This window comes from Paenibacillus sp. JT22N7, from assembly GCF_059383875.1.
In genome coordinates this window covers 202,893-219,582 of record NZ_JBXENY010000013.1, presented here as the reverse complement: position 1 = coordinate 219,582, position 16,690 = coordinate 202,893, and the positions used below count along the sequence as shown (strand labels likewise).

Genomic DNA, 16,690 nt, shown 5'->3' with positions numbered 1-16,690 from the left:
AGGGCCATTCCCTCCGGGACCAGGGCCATTCCCTCCGGGACCAGGGCCATTCCCTCCGGGACCAGGGCCATTCCCTCCGGGACCAGGGCCATTCCCTCCGGGACCAGGGCCGTTCCCTCCGGGACCAGGGCCGTTCCCTCCGGGGCCGTTCCCACCGTTCCCATTCCCGATTCCGCTGCCGATTCCTATTCCGTTCCCTCCGGGACCACAAGGGAGGGTAACGGTCGTTATTAACGGAGGACGGGTGTTTCCAAACGTTACTCAGGCGTACCGAGTTATCCACCGTATCGGCATGACGATTTATCAGGCGCTGTGGGAAACCGGAGTTGTCCGGTTTGGCTTCAACGGACAAATTACTTCGATCAGCGGCATTCCGATCGGTGGCAATATCAGCTATCTGCTGCGCCTGAATGGCAGAGTTATCCCATCCACGCTGCTGAGCTTCCCGCTTCAGCGCAATGACGCCGTAGCTCTGGAACTGATTTACTCCCCTTCTGGCCGCCAGAGCGATGAGGATTTAGCTGACATTTCCGATGTCACACAGCAGTCCTAAAATAATGGATAAAAAAAGAGCGGGCCTACGAATAACGTAGGCCCGCTCTTTCCAATTCCTGACCAGCTTCAGCTCCCGCTGCAACAAGTGGACAAGCTTTCCTTTATTCCTTGACGCCGCCGAGCGTCAGCCCCGTAACGAAGTATTTTTGCAAAAACGGGTATACGATAATAATCGGCACGGTAGCTACAACTGTAATAGCAGCCCGGATCGACGCTGGCGTTACGATGTTCGCCTGAATATTTTTGCTGCTGGCGAAGGCCGACTCTGCTGTGCCTCCAACGCTCATATTGGCGGATTGCAGCTTTTTCATCAGCTCATATTGCAGCGTGCTTAAGTTAATATTCGAGGAATTATATAAAAAAGTATCGAACCAGCTATTCCATTGCCCCACCGCGACGAACAGCGCAATCGTAGCAATGACGGGCAGGCTGAGCGGCAATATGATCCGCATAAAGATCGAGAAATGCGTCGCCCCATCTATTTGCGCAGATTCTACCAGGCTCTCGGGCAAGCCTTCCATAAAGGATCGCATGACTATAAGGTTGAACGCGCCAATAAGTCCCGGGATGACATACACCCAAAACGTCCCGTACAGATGGAGGTTTTTAATGAGCATATAGGTTGGAATCAGGCCGCCGCTGAAGTACATCGTAAAGATGAAGATGAAGGAAATCGGCCCCCGCAGCACATAATCCTTGCGGCTTAATGTATAGGCCAGCATTGCTGTGCAGAACACGCTGCTTACTGTACCGAGCAGCGTCCGGGCAACGGAAATAAAGAAAGCATGATAAATGAGCCCATCCTGAAACAGCGTGCTGTAATTAAGTGTCGTGAACTCTCGCGGCCACAGAAAGGTGCTGTCCCGAACCGTATCCTGCGCCTGATTAAAGGAAACGGCGAGCGTGTTCAAAACCGGATAAAGCGTAAGCACGAGCAGTGCTAGCAGAAATACGGTATTGCATAGGTCAAAAAGCAAGTCAGCTGCCGACCTCTTTGACCTGCTGAGTGTCGTCGTTGTCATCGTCTCCTCCTGTTCCCTATCGCCTAGCATGAGTGTAAAACAGGCTTTTGCCCTCCAGGACCGGGCGGCAAAAAGCTCATTTTTTCTCCGATTAAAACAGCCTCTCCTGCCCCATCCGCTTCGCCATGCGATTCGCGGCCAGCAGCAGCACGACGCTGATAACCGTCTTGAAAATGCCGGCGGCGGTTGCAAACGAGAACCGCGACAAATTAATGCCGTATTTTAGTACAAATATATCGATCGTCTCGGAATAATCCACCACCATTGGTGTTTGCAGCAAATATTGCTGTTCAAAGCCCGCATCCAAAATATGCCCAATATTCATAATAAGCAGAATAACGATGATGCTGCGAATGCCGGGCAGCGTAATATGCCTTATTTTTCGAAACCGTCCCGCTCCATCGATGCTTGCCGCCTCATAGAGCGAAGGATCAATCGTCGTCATCGCTGCCAAATAAATAATGGCACTCCAGCCGATCTCCTTCCACACATTTGAGGCGCCAATAATCCACCAAAAATAATGCTGCTCGGAAAGCCACATGATCGGCTCCTTAATAATATGCAGGCTCACTAGCAGTTTGTTGACAGCCCCATCTATGGAAAGCACGTTCATAATCAAGTTCGCGGCCACAACCCACGATAAAAAATGCGGCAGGTAGCTGACCGTCTGGACGATACGCTTGAACATGATTTTGCGCACCTCATTGAGCAATAGCGCCAGACCGATCGAGCTGACGAAGCCGAACACAAGATTAATCAAGCTCATCGCGAGCGTATTGCGTATGACGCGGATAAAGTTCTCATCTTGAAACAATTCGCGAAAGTTGGCCAGCCCCACCCATTCGTTATCCAGCATCGCCGAGCCAAGCTTATAATTTTGAAAAGCCATCATCCACCCATACAGCGGCAAGTATGCAAAAATAATGACGTACACCACAAAAGGAATCGACATGACCATTAGCGCCTTCTGGCTGCGCAGCTTGCTCCACTTGCCCCGACTTTTTTTGATTCCGGCATGCTCTTTCACTCGCTCAACCGTTACAGACATCGCACGCTCTCTCTCCCTCCTCGCCGCGAGCTCCTTACCAATTCTCTTGGCGGTCCTTCACCTTCGTCGTCAGCTCATCGAGCCAGCCTTGAACGTCCAGCTTCTCTACGGCAGCGACATATTCATTCCAATATTTTTCGAAGTCATCGGCGTTTTTGGCAACGACCATTTGCGGTGGATATTTTTTATTAATATCGTTAAGCTTCTGGTTGAATACTTTGTTTGTCTCCGTCAGCTCGATGCTCCAGAGCGGGAAATATTTGCGGTTCAGATTCGGGCCGTCGAACAGCTCCTCGTAAGTCGTTGCGCCGTAAGCCTTCAGCAGTTCCTTATCCATTTCATCATATCCGGCGGCAATCTCTTCCGGCTGCTGATACTGCTGGTAGCTGTTGCCGTCAGCCATCGTGCCCGAAGAGCCTGGCCAGTACCAGAGGATGTTGCCGGTTGTTTTCAAGCCGTTTTTCGGATCGGCAAAAAAGTCCCGCTGCTCCTGATTGCGATAAAACCGCCCGGTGTCGCTGACCGTATAGTCTTCGCCCGCCACGCCCCAGTTGCGCAGCAATTGTCCTTCTTCGCTTGCCATGTAATCGGCATATTTGATCGCCGCTACAGGATCCTTCGCATTTATCGTAATCGAGAAGCCCATATTGTAATTCATCGAAGGCACATCCAAATAATCCGGCTGAATGGTATCATCGAAGGTAAGCTGGAGCGGCACAAACATCCGGTTCGCCTTGCCCTGCTGCTTCAGGGAGTCAAGCGCCGTCTGGAACTGCCACTTCTGGTCAAACATCCCCAGCACCCGGCCGCTGGACAGCTTAGCCAAATACTGCTCATAGTTCATCACAAAGGCTTCCTTATCGATCATGCCTTCCCGGTACATTTCATGCAGCTTGGCGTAATACCGCTTCGTAATGTTTTCGTCCGTCTGATAGAAGGCCAGCTTGTTCGCCACCGGGTCAACAATAGCCCGAGAATCGTTAGGGCCGCCGGCCAAAAATTGCATCGCAGTCGTCAACGTGAAATTGCGGTTGTCATAGGTCAAAATTTCAAAAGGAATCGTATCCGCGCCATCGATTTGCGGGTATTTTTTATAATAGGCGCGCAAAACATCGACGTATTGGTCAAACGTCGTAATTTTCGGATAGCCTGCGTCCTTGAGCACTTCCTTCTGTATCCAGAAGGCTGCGCTAATGCCCTTAATCGGCGTCCCCGTAGGCGCAACCTGCGGCAGCGCATAAATATGTCCATCTGCTGTTTTCAGCCGTTCCCAATAGGGCCCATAGATGCGCTTAATGTTCGGGGCATGCTGCTCAATTAAATCCTCCAGCGGGATAAGCGCATTCGCATCCTCGAATTTAACCGTCTGATCCGTATTGATGAGGTCAGGGTAATCGCCTCCGGCGATCATTACCCCTACCTTCTGCTCCTTCTCGCCGACGAGCCGCTCATATTTGATCTTTACTCCTGTTTTCTGTTCAATCATGTCGCCAATTTTTGTATGCTCGGGAACATTGTCGCCGGGATCAAAGATGAAATAGCTGAATGTGGTCAGTTCCTCGCCGCTGTTATTTTTGCTGGTGCCAGCAGCCGTATTCGTACTCTCCGTGCTGCATCCTCCTACTATCATCGACAAGGCCAAAGATGCCCCCATGATCCATGTAAGCGCTATTTTTTTACTCAAGATCGTTGCCACCCTCCCTTTAATATAAATTAACTGTATCAAACAGGAAGCTGCCCAGGTACCCGAAAAACCTTAACATCATACCCCGCAAATCTAATGAGATTGACAGCTATTGCTTCAGCTATGGGCTGGTAAATTACCAAATTCTCTTAATTTAGGGTAGCTATTTCAACAAATAAGTGTTAATTTTACTAATGAAAACGCTTAATTAGCTTTCAAATAACACTATTATACTAACAGAATGGTTTTGTTAGTTTTTAGCCAAAGGAGCAGCACGCGATGAAAATGATGCAAAACCTCCGTCCCTTCCGCTGGAACGACTTGCGGCTGCGAAACAAGCTGATGATTTTATATTTTGCCGCTGTTTTTATTCCGGTCATGCTGACGAATACGTTTTTCTATACGATCACCGCAGGCAATGTCAGAACGGAGAAGGTCCAGGACCTTCGGCAATCGCTTGAAAGAAACAAGGATAACTTTCGCAAAATGCTGGAGGGCGTCATCAGCTTCTCCTCGGTCATCTATAATGATGGCGTCCTCTATAGCGCATTGGATCGCACTTATGCGAGCGAAAGCGAAGTTATTGCAGCCTATGGCGAGGTGCTGAACAACTCGATTAACCGCTTCGTGCCACTGAATAAGCAGTTTTATAATGCGTATTTGTTTACCGACAACGACAGTCTGATTCACTCGGGCCTCCTGCAATTCATCGACTTGCAGACGAAGCAGGAGGGCTGGTATCAAGCGACTACCGATCAGGCGCGAAGCCGAAAATGGCTGCTTTATACGAACACGCCGACCGCGACTTGCAGGCAAACTGGGGCAACAGCTGCTTCGTTAGCAGCCAGCGGGGAGACAGGCGCGGGAGCAGGGTCGGCCGAATGCGGCGCTCCTTATTTGAGCGTGATTCGCGAGCTTGATTTTTACAAAGCCTATTCCAGCTACCATAAAATTCTCAGAGTAGATATTTTGCCGCATTATTTGGAAAACACATTGTTCGATCATTCGTTTCCCGGTGAAATTTATTTACTGAATCCTCAGGGCGATGTCATTTATTCGTCGGAGGCAGAGCCGCCAGCTTTCATCCATGAAGAAGCTCAACGGGGCAAAACCATTATCGCCAGCGCGTTTGAAGGCGTCGATTATCTGAAAGGCTGGGAGATGGTAGGCATCTACCCTAATGAGGTTGTCAATCAAAGCCTGCTTGATTCGCGCAAATTTATTATTTATTTGACGTGCGCAAATCTGCTATTTCCGAGCATTATTATTTTGCTCATTGCCCGGTCGCTCAATCTTAGGCTGGGCATGCTGCTCGGCGGCATTAAACGGGTGAAAAACCAGCGCTTTGAAATGCTGAAGGCCAAACCGGCATCCGATGAAATCGGGCAGCTGACCGAGGAATTTAACCGAATGACGCAGCAGATCAACGGCCTCATCCAAGATGTGTACGTGGCGGAGCTGGACCGGAGGCAGGCGCAGTTTAATGCTCTGCTAAGCCAAATTAATCCGCATTATTTGTTTAATACGCTTGATGCCATTCGAATGAATTGCGTCATTAAAGGTGAAGAGGAAACGGCATCGGTCATTAAGCTGCTCGGCCGCGGCTTTCGCCGATCGCTGAGCTGGGGCGAGGATATGATTCCGCTTCAAGAGGAGATGGCATTCGTCACCGACTATTTGGACATTCAGCATTTCCGCTTCGGCCACCGTCTCTCCTATCAGCTCGATATTGATGAGGAGGTGCTGGAGCTGCCCCTGCCGAAAATGAGCATCCTTCCGCTCGTTGAAAATGCCTGCATTCATGGCATTGAATATTCCGAGCAGCCCGGCAGCATTACCGTATCGGCTAAGCTTCACAGCACTCGCGTAGTCATTCGCGTGTCGGACAATGGCATTGGCATGGAAGAGGAGAAGCTCAGACACTGGCTTGCCCGACTGGAGCAATCCGGCGTGCAGCATCAGCAGGGCAAGCATGTGGGGCTGAAAAATGTATATGACCGGCTCAAGTGGCATTTTGGGAGCGAGTTCAGCTTTAGCCTCGATTCCCGTTATGGGGAAGGCACAACGATTGAACTGCAAATGCCCGCTGCCTTCGCTAAGGATGAATTTATAGGTGAAAGGAGAATCGTCGATGTTGAAAACGTTGATCGTTGAAGATGAGCCGCGGATGCGTGAAGGGCTAAAAAGAATTATTTTTTGGGAAAAGTACGGCTTTAATGTATGCGGGGATGCGGAAAATGGACGGCAGGCGCTCGAATTAATCGAACGCGAGCAGCCCGCGCTAGTCATTACCGACATTCGCCTGCCCGGCATTACAGGGCTTGAGCTTATGAAGGAAGTAACAGGGCGCATGGATACCTGCTTTATTGTCATATCCGGCTATGACGAATTTGAGTATGTGAAGACGGCGCTTATCTGTGGCGCTGTTGATTATATTTTGAAGCCAGTGGAGGAGGAGCAGCTGATTGGCGCTCTGCTGCGGGTGAAAAAACGGCTGCTCAAGGCTTTGCCCAGCACAGCCTCCAGCGCAGGCGGCACTGCGGAACCGGAGATAGGAATTGAGATGGGGATGGGGATGTCTTCGGATGATCCTATCGCTTTTGTCAAAGAGTATGTAGCCTTGCATTATCAGGAGCAGGTGACGATGAAGGAAATTGCCGGCAAAACGTATCTCCATCCCTTCTATCTCGGGCAATTGTTCCGCAAGGCAACCGGTATTTATTTCAACGATTACGTCCATCAAATTCGCGTGGATAAGGCGCAGCTGCTGCTCGCCACAACAAGCAGCAAAATAGCCGACATCGCTGCTGGCGTCGGCTATCCAGATCCGGATTATTTTGTGCAGCAGTTCAAGAAGATTACTGGCTGCACCCCTTCCCATTTTCGAAAAAACCAGCTTTAGTGTGTCATTTCCGTAATGTTAATTTGGATACCTGAAAAATATGATGCTTTCAGGAACACTACTAATCCAAAAATATATATTAATTTCAAAAAAAGTTTAAGTTCGAATTGAAAGTTGGATAATAGAGCTTAGAATACCGATGATTCCTGCTACTATCAGGATAATAGATATCTTCTTTTGTGATATATCTGTGATTAATTTAAAGATACCTAATCCCACAAGAACAATCGCGATAAATAAATTAATGTATAAAAGCCAACTGCTCATTTTATTACCTCCAAACTTATACTATCTTATGAACGTGCCCAAACATAGTAAACAGGAGGAGCATATAAACCTCTAAAATAGATACCTTTGTTTCCACCCAAACTGTCTGCTAAACCAATAGCAGCTCCTCCAAACCATACTACTGCAGCAATAATTCCTGTTACTGCTGCAGTACCAGCAGTAATAATACCGGCCGCTTGTAACGCTGAGGCAACAGCAGCAGAAGCTGCTCCGGTATTCAATCCATTAATTAAAACCTGCGTTGCATACTCAGATAGAGAAAGTTCCCATCCCCACCAATAAAAATACAAACCAACAGGAGGATTATAACTATCTGCATGTACAGTATTTCCATTAAAAGAGAGGGAGTAGTTTGTTTCTCCCATCTCAACGGATATGCCTTGATCCCTATTAATGACATCTTCAAAAAAGATATCATATTCTACATAAACGGTTTTGTTAGTCTCTAAGTTACCCTTTTGAATATCTCCTGTTGAGTATACACGAAAACTTTCGTCCGTAACAAGATTACCGGACTCTATTAGATCATTAATATTATGGACACTGACTACAAGATGATCGAGAATTTCTTGTTCTACTGAGGGTTCTCCAATAATTTCGAAGGTGCCGTCAGGATTCCTATTTAAGTTATTTTCTTCAATTTCTTTTATAGCGGTATATAAATCCTTTTGATATTGAATATTCTCTTTAACAGATGAGTCTATTGGAGTTGCTGCAAAGCTAAAGCTATTAAGAAAGAGGGTGAAAAACAGGATCAAAGATAGAGCCAAACTTATTCTTTTTCTCAAAAATGATCAACCTTTCTTTAATTTGGTATTAGTAGTGTTCATTAACTTATTGTAACTATAAAAATTAAATTGTCAATAATTAGAATTTATAATGAAGAAATTATTAGTAAATAATCATTCCTATTTCACATTGCCGCAATAACCCTCGGATCGATAGGAATAGGAAAAAATGTCAATTCAAAAACATTAATCATTATTTCCCTCCAATTATTTAGCAGACAAAAAGCCAGCATTCCTCATTCGGTATGCTGGCTTTCTCTGCAATTAGCGTTAATGCTGTTCTTTCTCATGTGCGGCCTGCTCAATGACCTTGCCTCTGCCGGTTATCAGCTTGAGCTGATCGTTCTCATAGCCGACCTCGTAAATCACCTGATATTTGCTCAGCTTGTTTTTGCCGCTTACTCGTTCATCTACTGAAATAATCGCCGTTACAGTCGCTTGCTGATCGTTGTTGACCGTGACATGCATATCGTCGATGACGACATTGCGCGTTGGCATATAACCTTCCCGAAATGCGTCATAGCTTGTACCCTCTTTCCAGCTGCCGCCCAGCAAGGAATAGGCATAAACATAATCGGCATTGTTCAAGCTGTCGTAAAAATGAGTAACCAAGTAGCTGGCATATTCACTCATCGTCGCTTCCTGCTTTGCCATGCCCGTGCTATTCGTGCCCTCCTGCTCAGGCAGCACCTCCATCGGCTTCGTCGACCAGGCTTCCACCGTTGCCAGCACATTGACGATTGGAATGCTGAACCCGATCGAACCTTGCTCAATGCCTGCTGAATTAATGCCGAGCACTTCGCCTGTCTCTCTTCTGACCAGAGGGCCACCGCTGTTTCCTGGCGCAATGGGCGCAGAAATTTGATACAAATCCTTATACGAATACGGTTCAATCGTAAAATTACGGCCCAAGCCGCTAACGATGCCAGTCGTTACTGTATTTTGAAAACCAAGCGGACTGCCGATCGCCATCACTTCATCGCCGATTTCCGCTTTTTTATTGCGAACCATCTTAAGCGGCTTCTCGCCAACTAGTCCAGGGACGCGGACAACCGCGACATCCGTCTCCGTGCTGATGCCAATTACTTCGCCATCAAGCTCCCGCGCATCAGACGTGTGGATTTTCACCTTATGAACGCCGGATACGACATGCGCATTGGTGATCAAATCACCTTGATTATTGTACAAAAAGCCTGATCCCTGCTTGCCATTGCCGCTTTCAATCATGACGACCAGCTTCTGCGTTTCATAAATGACGTCTTTAAGCGGCTTGCCTGTTTTCTCCGAGCGCGTATCTGACACGGCAAGCAGCGGCTTGCCACTGAGCTGCTTGGGAATTTCGGAACGGATAAATACGACCGCTCCAGCTCCAAAAAGCAGAAAAGCAACGGACATTATAAGGCTAAGCCAAGTTCCTTTTCTCATCAATATCTTCTCCTAGTCCAAATACCATGTGACATGATCGATGACGACAGTAGCATCGGTCTCTTCAATGCCTTCCACAGTTGCGTCGAAAGTAAAGGATTCGTTAGGCTCTATATAGTTAGGCATGGCGATAGACGTACCCTTCTTTAAAATCTGTTTATCCTTGCCGCGCACCGAATATTGGATTTCAACGGAATAAATCGGCCTAGTGGCAGCATTTTTGAGCAAGGCATGGATTTTGAAGATGCCCGTTTCATCAAAGCTCGTATCCACCTTCACCACTTCAACGGCCGCCGTTTGGTTAAGCAAATCCTCTTCCGCCGCTTTCTGCATCGCACGCTCAATTCTTTCCTGCTCCGCCTGCTCAAAAGCCTGCTTCTCCGCATGAATGCTTTCAAGCAGCTTCGTCAAGTTCGTATCCTCCGGGGCATAGGCCATTCCCTTCTGTACCATGGCGATCGCTTCGGAGAAGCTTTTTTTCTGAAGCAGCTCCTTCGTTTGCTGCTGGCATACAATCGCGATTTTGTCCACAATCTGCTTGCGCACAGCTACCGCTTCTTCGCCGCCTAAACCATTAACGGTATTAAGCTTCACCGCCAAAGCATCTAGCGAATCTATTTGGTCCAGCTCATTTTGCACCTGTACAACGACCATTCTAACATTTAAATCGGCAAACGCCTCGCGCAGCGGAGAAAAAATCTGCTCCTCCCGGCCTGCAAGCAGCGTATTCAGCTGCTTCACTAGCGGTCCAGCCTCCGTCAAAGATCCATTGTCCAGTTCGCTGGCAAGGAGGTTAATTTTATTTTCGATCGCAACCGCCTCGTTGACAATATCCATATCATCCTGAAGAGCACCGTAGGCTGGACGCACCTTCGCTGCCTTCTCAAGCTGGACCATCGCTTCGTGATATTTGCCTCCCCAAGCTTTCTGCTTCGCTTGCTCGTGCCATTCGGCGACATGATCATTCAAATCGCTTTCATATATGTAATAAGAAAATACCCCGGCAGAGGTCGAAATGAACACAACAACAGGCACAAGCGCAATAATAAACTTACGCCCAGCTCCGGCACGGGTTCTTCTGTTTCGTACTGGCGCTTGCTCTGGCACTAATGAGGCGCTTGCCTCCCGAATGAATAATTCATGCTCTTGAATGACAATGGCCTGCGTCTGCTCATTTGCCTGCGCGTCCTGAAGCAGCGGTTTCCCGCATTTGCTGCAGTAAACGGCACTAGGCTCGTATTTATTTCCGCAATGTTGGCAATGCACCTGTGCTCATCTCCTGACGCAATCAAACTTTAATCGTCCTTCCCTCTATTCTATATGAAATAGTAAATGATCTCCATTTTTAAATGATGGGAAATTAAAAAATTTAATAAGCTTAATAAACTTATGGTTGAATTAGGCGAGCATGCCTGCTCGCTTCACCCGCATCAGCTTTAGCCTATCATAACATTCCTTTTGAATTAGCCAAAATAAGATAATTACCTTATTGATATATGTTTACGTTTCCTTCTCCATAAAAAAAGCAAGAGCAAGGCCTAAGCCCTGCTCTTGCTTAAAGAAGATACCGCTTGGCGGCTCGCCAATCGCGTGTTAGGCATTTTGCGATAGAGTAAGGCGCAGCTGCACGGTAACGTTATTTTCGGTATCCATCACGACGTTATGCGGATTCTGCATGCCGAAGTCCTCAAACGTGACGACCGTCTCGCTCTCCACATTCAGCTTGCCGTCGCTGTATGCCGCTTGTCCTATAAAAGTAACTTCCTTCGTTATCCCTTTAATCGTCAAGTCGCCAGTCATGATGAGCGGGAACGTTTCGCCGTCCTTCACTTCCGTTGGCAGCGCCTCAAATGATGTCGCCTTGAACGTGGAGTTCGGGAAGTTGGTCACATCAAGAAAATCCGCTCCCTTCACATGCCCATCGCGCTGGCTATTGCCCGAATCTAGTACGTTCATATCGAGGCTTGCATCCGCCGCATTAGCTGCCGCATCCACCGTATCTACATTCCAAGTGCCTGTTACACCATTTACTTCGAAGTTAACCGTCTCACGGGAAGTCGTAACCGAGAAATACACATTGGAGGTGGAATCAATGGTCCATGCTCCGTTTATATCCGCCACAGCGCCAACAGCAGCCGTCTGCGTACCACTTGCACTATTAGTAGAGCCAGAACCTGTGCTAGTCGTACCTGCTGCACTGTTTGTAGCGGCCGCTTCCGTGCCAATAACACTTTTGATTTCCTTGTTGTTGCCCGTAAACGAATCATACATGGCATATGCACCTGCTCCACCTAGCAAAACAACCGCAACGACAGCACCAATAACTACATTTTTCTTCTTCATTGTAAAATCCTCCTTTGTTTTTAAAACTACATTGTGTAGTGTTTTAAGTTATATAAAGGCGAAGCGCGCCTTCCCCTGAAGGGAGCTATGCGCTTCGCATAAAGCTTGCATTTTGAAAGATTAGTATGGCGTCAAGCTTGAACTTCTACAGCATAATAGGAAGATACATGACGGAAATCGATCCGAAGGTCAGTATGGATAATACCAATGCCACCACTGGACAACGCATGCTTAGCTCTTGCGACTCGGGATTCAGCAGCCTCATTAATCGATAATTAATCGAATGGTCGGCGAAAGAAGCATGGACAAAGGTCCGGCTGCTCCGTTCCCCACGGCTGTATTTCACAAGCTTGAGCAGCGCGCTGCCAAGACTATGCTCGCTCACCTGGCGCTGCAATGCGAATTGGTCGGCTAACAGCTCACGGGTCGTTTTGTACTGCTCGACTCCAAAGCGAAGAATCGGCATGTACCACAGCACCGTTGCACCTACCTGCAAAATCAAAATCATCAGCGGATCACGATTTCGGTAATGAAAGTGTTCATGCTCGATGACCGCCTCAAGCTCTTCCTTATCAAGCAGATCGAGAAGCCCAGTAGATAAAATGATTTTGGGACGAAGAAAGCCAAGCGTCAGCGCAATCGGTTCTGGATGCGAAACGACCATGATCGCTTTGCTGCCTGCAAAATAACGCGCATTCAGTTCATCCGATAAACCGCCATGCTGTAAAACGCTCATTTTACGGTTTGCAGCCCGTACGCCGAGCCAATGCTTTACCGTAACGTACATCAGATGCACGAACGTCCCAAAGACGGCAAGCTTCATGATGTAGCTAAGGAGCAGCAGGCTGTACCTCTTAATGAGGCTCTCGCAAATTTCAAATACATTAAACGCTGCCTTCTCCCAGCCGAACAGCGTATGCGTCGCATACATGCCCATTTGCAGCAGCGTGAACCCAATCAGCATCAGGCACAAGCCAAACATCCATTTCGACCTAAGACTCCAGCTCATGGCGTCTGCCCTCTTTAAGCGATTTGATTTTTTGCTCCAGCTTATCCAGCAGTTCCTCATCAACCTCTTCCATCGCATCGAACATATAGTTGACGACGAGCGGGCCAAGATCTTCAAGAAGCTCCCGGGACTGAATGCTCAGAAACTGCTCTTGCGTATGCACAGGCGTATATTTCGAAGGCTTGCCTGATGATTTCACGAGCAGCCCCTTGTCTACAAGCCGATTCATGACGGTCATGACGGTGTTGAAATTTAATGGCTTGTCCTGTTCGAGCTTATGCTGTACATCCTTGATGTAGCTATCAGGCTGCGACCACAAGATGGTCATAATTCTTGCCTCCAGCGGGCCAAAAAACCTCTCCAGCCCTTTTGTCTGAATGTCACTTGTTCCCAAGACTGCCTCACACCTTGCTATAACTACTTAATGTAGTGTTATTATAAAAGCGGTTTATGAAAATAACCTTAAAAAAAGATGAGCAGGAAATTAATTTACTAAATTGACACAAAAATACATCATCGCCTCATGCAGACTAGCTATGCGTATAGGCAGCCAGACGCTCCAGCACATAGCGGCGGACGTCTTCCCGCAAATCTTCGCGCTCCAGCGCAAAATCAATCGTCGCCTGGACAAAGCCCAGCTTATCTCCAACATCATGGCGCTTGCCCGTAAAGCGATGCCCAATAATCGGCGACAGCTCGTTCAGCCGTTGCAGGCTGTCCGTTAATTGAATCTCCCCGCCTTTGCCTGGCTCGGCCTTAGACAAGAGGTCAAAAATAGCCGGCTCCAGCACATAGCGCCCAACAACAGCCCAATTCGACGGCGCCTGCCCAGGCAGCGGCTTCTCGATCAGCTCACGGATATGTCCCGCCTCGTCCCGAATATCGGCAATGCCATACTTGTGCGTCTGATTCCATGGCACTTCCATAAGAGCCACGACGGAGGAAGAATACTGCTCGTAACGATCGATCATTTGCTTCAGGCACGGCGGCTCAGATGTCAAAATGTCATCTCCGAGCAGCACCGCAAATGGTTCGTCGCCAATAAAACGCTGCGCGCACAGCACCGCGTGTCCCAGACCAAGCGGCTCCTTCTGGCGAACATAATAAATGTCAGCCAGCTGCGAAATTTCTTTCACAACTTTGAGCATTTCCTCGTTGCCGCGTTCCTCCAGTTCTCCTTCAAGCTCAACCGACTTGTCAAAATGATCCTCGATCGCCCGTTTATGGCGGCCGCTCACAATGACGATGCTGTCGATGCCCGACTGCACCGCTTCTTCTACAATATATTGAATCGCTGGCTTATCTATTATCGGCAGCATTTCTTTAGGCTGCGCCTTCGTTGCTGGCAAAAACCTTGTGCCAAGTCCGCCTGCCGGGATAATCGCTTTGCGTACCTTTTTTCCCATACGTCGCCGCCTCCATCTTTCGCTAATTGTTCGTGTAGAGCTCTCCTCATCATACCTTGTCTTGGCTCCTGTTTCCAGCTAGCCAACGTCATTCTCACCGCTGGCGGTCGGAGCCGCTTGCAGCAGTGCTGAATGAAGCGGCAGCATGACCCGAATCGTTGTGCCGGATGGTGTCCCTTTTCCCTCGCCAGCTAAGATGCTTGATTCGATTTCAATCAAACCTTCGTGAATATCGACGATTTTCTTCACAATCGACAGCCCCAGTCCGCTGCCGCCTTTCATCCGGTCCCGCGCCGCATCCGCTTTATAGAAGCGTTCGAATACCCGCTCCTGATCAGCGGGGGAAATGCCGCTGCCGCTATCGGCAATACGCACAATTGCGCAGCCGTTTTCCTCGGACAGCGTAATGCGGATGTGCCCATTATCCGGCGTAAACTTCATGCTGTTCGCCAGCAGATTGTTCCAAACCTGGCTCAGCTGATCTTCATCCGCGACGATGACCGTCTCCTCCATCAGCAGCTCAACCGTGAGCCGCTTCGCCATCCACTGCGGCTCGCATGAAAGCACAACGTCGCGCAGCTGGCGGTCCAGCCTGATCGCACGCGGCTCAAAGGGATGCTGCTTCGAGTCCAGCGAAGCCAGCTTAAGCAAATTCTCGCTCAGCCGGGACAAGCGGCTGCTCTCCTGCTTAATAATGCCGACGTAGCGATCGCGTTCCTCATCGGTCAGCTGCTCGCTGCGCAGCACCTCGGCGAACCCGCCGATTGAAGTCAGCGGCGATTGAATTTCGTGGGAGACGTTGGATACAAAATCCTGCCGCATCGTCTCCAGCTGCGACAAGCCTACTGTCATGCGATTGATGCTGTCGGCCAAATTGCCGAGCTCATCCCGGCGCTGCACAGGCAGCTGCACAGTAAAATCTCCGGTGGCGATGCGCTTCGTCGCTTCGGTCATCATTTTCAGCGGCTTGACCAAGTAGCGGGCCGCAATCGGAATTAGAATACAGCCGACGACCAGCAGGGTGATCAATATGGTGTAGGTGTTGCGCTGAAAGCTGCGAATTTCCGGCACGCGATCGGGCCGAACGAAGAACGCCCAATCACTCTCGCCAAGCACAGCTTTGCGCCCCAAAGCCGGAGGCGACGACGGCCGGCTGGTTTCGCCCTCCTCCTCGCTGGACAGCATTTGCAATTGTCCAGCGAAAACATTTTCGATAATTGCCGGGGTTAGAAGCTGTGTGATTTCCGCACTGGTCTTGCCCGCCTCAATGATTTCGCCACCACGGCCAACGGCTACAATCGCTAAATTTTGCATATCGGCAACCTGCTTGATGAATATGCTCAAGGATTTCGGCGAGGAAGCCGCATACAGCTGCTCAATCCGCACAATCGAGCGATCCAGCTGAGCCGGAAATTGTCCGCTTAAATCCCTTGTGAAAATTTGATCCGCCATCCAATAAGCGATGCCCATGCTGATGACCACTATGACCAGAAACGTCCAGGTCACGCGAACATACAGGCTGCGAATCATTCAAGCTCCTCCATTCGATAGCCGAGTCCGCGAATCGTGACGATCCGAATGCCCGCCTCTTCCTCGGTAAAGCGCTCGCGCAGCCGTTTGATATGCACATCCACCGTCCGCTCATCCCCTTCATAGTTCATGCCCCATATTTGCTCAATCAACTGTTCCCTTGAAAACGTTTTGTCCGGGTAGCTTGCCAGCTTGAACAACAGCTCAAACTCTTTAGGCGGCAGCATTATCCGCTTGCCAGCCATCGTGACATGAAATTCACTCAAATTGAGAATCAGCTGCCCCAGCTCCACGGTCTGTGAAGCCGCGATGCGGTAGCGCTTAAGCAAAGCCTTAATGCGTACAGCCAGCTCCAGCGGCTCAAATGGCTTAACCATATAATCATCGGCTCCGAGGCCGAAGCCTTTTACTTTATTCGCCGTTTCGCCTTTAGCGGTCAGCAGAAGCAGCGGCATATCATACGAGGCGCGCAGCGTTTCGCATAAGGTCCAGCCGTCCATGCGCGGCATCATGACATCAATAACAGCCAAATCCGGCAGCACCGTCTCCAACCGCTCCAGCGCATCTTGTCCATCCTGTGCTTCTATAATTTGAAAACCTTCACGGCGCAGCAAAATGCTGACTAGCTCACGAATGTTTGGATCGTCATCTACGACTAATATTTTCGGCATGCGGATCACCCCTGTTGTT

At 49.0% G+C, this 16,690-nt stretch carries 16 protein-coding genes; 3 read left to right on the top strand and 13 right to left on the bottom strand.

All coding sequences use genetic code 11. The annotated features are described in order from the left end of the window. On the top strand, nt 1-553 hold a 553-nt coding region (locus AC50Y5_RS28965; RefSeq protein WP_494864868.1), incomplete at its 5' end, for a hypothetical protein. A 103-nt stretch (nt 554-656) separates the two neighbouring features. Here AC50Y5_RS28965 and AC50Y5_RS28960 read toward each other — a convergent pair. The 3 genes from AC50Y5_RS28960 to AC50Y5_RS28950 all read right to left on the bottom strand — a co-directional run bounded on the left by AC50Y5_RS28960 (nt 657) and on the right by AC50Y5_RS28950 (nt 4,309). Next, nucleotides 657-1,577, bottom strand: coding sequence for a carbohydrate ABC transporter permease (locus AC50Y5_RS28960; protein WP_056030900.1), 921 nt, complete (start codon nt 1,575-1,577; stop codon nt 657-659). A 91-nt stretch (nt 1,578-1,668) separates the two neighbouring features. Then, nucleotides 1,669-2,625, bottom strand: coding sequence for an ABC transporter permease (locus tag AC50Y5_RS28955; protein WP_056030903.1), 957 nt, complete (start codon nt 2,623-2,625; stop codon nt 1,669-1,671). Nucleotides 2,626-2,659: 34 nt separating this feature from the next. Beyond that, a complete protein-coding gene (locus AC50Y5_RS28950; RefSeq protein WP_056030906.1) occupies nt 2,660-4,309 on the bottom strand; it encodes a type 2 periplasmic-binding domain-containing protein in 1,650 nt (549 codons plus the stop codon). A gap of 279 nt (nt 4,310-4,588) precedes the next feature. Between AC50Y5_RS28950 and AC50Y5_RS28945 the strand changes: the two genes are divergently transcribed. Then, a complete protein-coding gene (locus tag AC50Y5_RS28945; protein ID WP_494864865.1) occupies nt 4,589-6,463 on the top strand; it encodes a sensor histidine kinase in 1,875 nt (624 codons plus the stop codon). Further along, nucleotides 6,441-7,211: a response regulator transcription factor gene (locus AC50Y5_RS28940; RefSeq protein ID WP_056030912.1), complete on the top strand. Its 771-nt coding sequence runs from the start codon at nt 6,441-6,443 to the stop codon at nt 7,209-7,211. The genes AC50Y5_RS28945 and AC50Y5_RS28940 overlap by 23 nt, the downstream gene beginning before the upstream one ends. Nucleotides 7,212-7,307: 96 nt before the next feature. Here the strand turns inward: AC50Y5_RS28940 and AC50Y5_RS28935 are convergent, their stop codons facing one another. From AC50Y5_RS28935 to AC50Y5_RS28890, 10 genes are all read right to left on the bottom strand, one after another. Next, entirely contained in the window at nt 7,308-7,478 is a 171-nt protein-coding gene (locus AC50Y5_RS28935) for a hypothetical protein (RefSeq protein ID WP_155972815.1), read from the bottom strand. Between the two features lie 26 nt (nt 7,479-7,504). After that, nucleotides 7,505-8,287: a hypothetical protein gene (locus AC50Y5_RS28930; protein WP_056030916.1), complete on the bottom strand. Its 783-nt coding sequence runs from the start codon at nt 8,285-8,287 to the stop codon at nt 7,505-7,507. A gap of 270 nt (nt 8,288-8,557) precedes the next feature. After that, the gene (locus AC50Y5_RS28925) at nt 8,558-9,712 is read right to left on the bottom strand and encodes a S1C family serine protease (protein ID WP_056030920.1); all 1,155 of its coding nucleotides are present in this window, start codon (nt 9,710-9,712) and stop codon (nt 8,558-8,560) included. A gap of 12 nt (nt 9,713-9,724) precedes the next feature. Beyond that, a complete protein-coding gene (locus AC50Y5_RS28920; RefSeq protein WP_494864862.1) occupies nt 9,725-10,978 on the bottom strand; it encodes a zinc ribbon domain-containing protein in 1,254 nt (417 codons plus the stop codon). Between the two features lie 327 nt (nt 10,979-11,305). Then, the gene (locus tag AC50Y5_RS28915) at nt 11,306-12,055 is read right to left on the bottom strand and encodes a YceI family protein (protein WP_494864860.1); all 750 of its coding nucleotides are present in this window, start codon (nt 12,053-12,055) and stop codon (nt 11,306-11,308) included. 145 nt (nt 12,056-12,200) lie between these two features. After that, nucleotides 12,201-13,064 carry a M56 family metallopeptidase gene (locus AC50Y5_RS28910; RefSeq protein WP_494864858.1) on the bottom strand — a complete coding sequence of 288 codons (864 nt, stop codon included), beginning with the start codon at nt 13,062-13,064 and terminating at the stop codon, nt 12,201-12,203. Beyond that, nucleotides 13,048-13,458 carry a BlaI/MecI/CopY family transcriptional regulator gene (locus tag AC50Y5_RS28905; protein WP_056030930.1) on the bottom strand — a complete coding sequence of 137 codons (411 nt, stop codon included), beginning with the start codon at nt 13,456-13,458 and terminating at the stop codon, nt 13,048-13,050. The genes AC50Y5_RS28910 and AC50Y5_RS28905 overlap by 17 nt, the downstream gene beginning before the upstream one ends. A 136-nt stretch (nt 13,459-13,594) precedes the next feature. Continuing rightward, nucleotides 13,595-14,470, bottom strand: a complete 876-nt coding sequence (galU, locus tag AC50Y5_RS28900) for a UTP--glucose-1-phosphate uridylyltransferase GalU (protein ID WP_056030933.1) — start codon at nt 14,468-14,470, stop codon at nt 13,595-13,597. A 78-nt stretch (nt 14,471-14,548) separates the two neighbouring features. After that, the gene (locus tag AC50Y5_RS28895; protein WP_494864856.1) at nt 14,549-16,000 is read right to left on the bottom strand and encodes a sensor histidine kinase; all 1,452 of its coding nucleotides are present in this window, start codon (nt 15,998-16,000) and stop codon (nt 14,549-14,551) included. Continuing rightward, nucleotides 15,997-16,671 (bottom strand): response regulator transcription factor, encoded by a 675-nt coding sequence (locus AC50Y5_RS28890; RefSeq protein WP_056030939.1) that lies wholly within the window; start codon nt 16,669-16,671, stop codon nt 15,997-15,999. The genes AC50Y5_RS28895 and AC50Y5_RS28890 overlap by 4 nt, the downstream gene beginning before the upstream one ends. Between the last annotated feature and the right edge of the window lie 19 nt (nt 16,672-16,690).